Raw genomic sequence first — 1,086 nt, 5'->3', positions numbered from 1 at the left:
ACCTAGGGCCTGTATGGACTTCGGATCTTCAGGTGGGTTGAAGGCTTCGGATCCACAAGATGGCTCCGCGTAGATGAAGGCCCGCGAGGTAGCTGTCGGGTGTCTTGTCGAAGCGGAAGGCCAGTCCACGCCACTCTTTGATCCGGTTGATGCACCGTTCGGCCGTGTTGCGCTGCTTGTAGAGATCTGCATCATGGCTAACCGGACGGCCGCCCCGGGAGCCGCGGGCCTTGCGGTTGGCTGCTTGGTCGCTCTTCTCGGGAATGACGGCCTTGATGCGGCGCTTGCGCAGATAGAGGCGGTTGCCGCGGGAGGAGTACGCCTTGTCGGCGGCCACCGCAGCCGGGCGGGTGCGCGGACGACCGACGGGCAGGCGGACCTTGATCCGGGTCAGGACGGTGCGAAACTGTGGGCTGTCGCCGGCTTGGCCCGGGGTCAGGACGAAAGACAGCGGACGGCATCGACGGTCGGCCGACAGGTGGACCTTGCTGGTCAGCCCGCCCCGAGAGCGGCCCAGCCCGGCCACCTTCAGCCGTATTCGGCGCCGCAGTCGTAACCGCCGGCGTTCGTCCCCGTCCCGGTCTTCGTCGGGTTCGCCGTCCTGGGGGTTCTGTCCCTTTGACGCAGCCCCTTTTCCTGTTCGGCAGCCTCTTCCAGTGCCTTGACCACCTCGCCATCCACGATCATCCCGGCGGCGTGGTGGTGGGCGCGGGCCGTGGTGGAGTCCACACTGACCAGCTCAAGGTCGGCCTGCCCACGGGCAGCGGCCTCGGCGATCACCGCCTGCATCAGCTGCTCGAAGACACCGGCCGTGGCCCACGACCGAAACCGGTCGTAGACGGTGGACCAGGGGCCGTACTCCTGGGGCAGATCCCGCCACGGACTGCCGGTACGAAACCGCCACATCACCGCATTGAACTGCTGCCGCAGATCCGGGATCGGGCCTCGCTCACCCAAGGGCAGATGAGGATCGATCAAGGACCATTCCTCGTCAGTGAGATCTCCGCGCGCCATAGCGATGGCCTACCAGGACCGCAGACTACCGCGCAGGCGAATCCCGCTGATCTCAACTCCGTACAGGCCCTA

The 1,086-nt window shown here is 66.3% G+C and carries 1 pseudogene; it reads right to left on the bottom strand.

What is annotated here, in order from left to right:
• Window positions 1-28 precede the first annotated feature (28 nt).
• Window positions 29-1,014 (bottom strand): annotated as a pseudogene (locus ACSDR0_RS50765) (IS5 family transposase).
• Between the last annotated feature and the right edge of the window lie 72 nt (window positions 1,015-1,086).

It is taken from the genome of Streptosporangium sp. G11 (genome assembly GCF_051192615.1).
GTDB lineage: Bacteria > Actinomycetota > Actinomycetes > Streptosporangiales > Streptosporangiaceae > Streptosporangium.
This window is presented reverse-complemented; position numbering and strand designations above follow the sequence as displayed.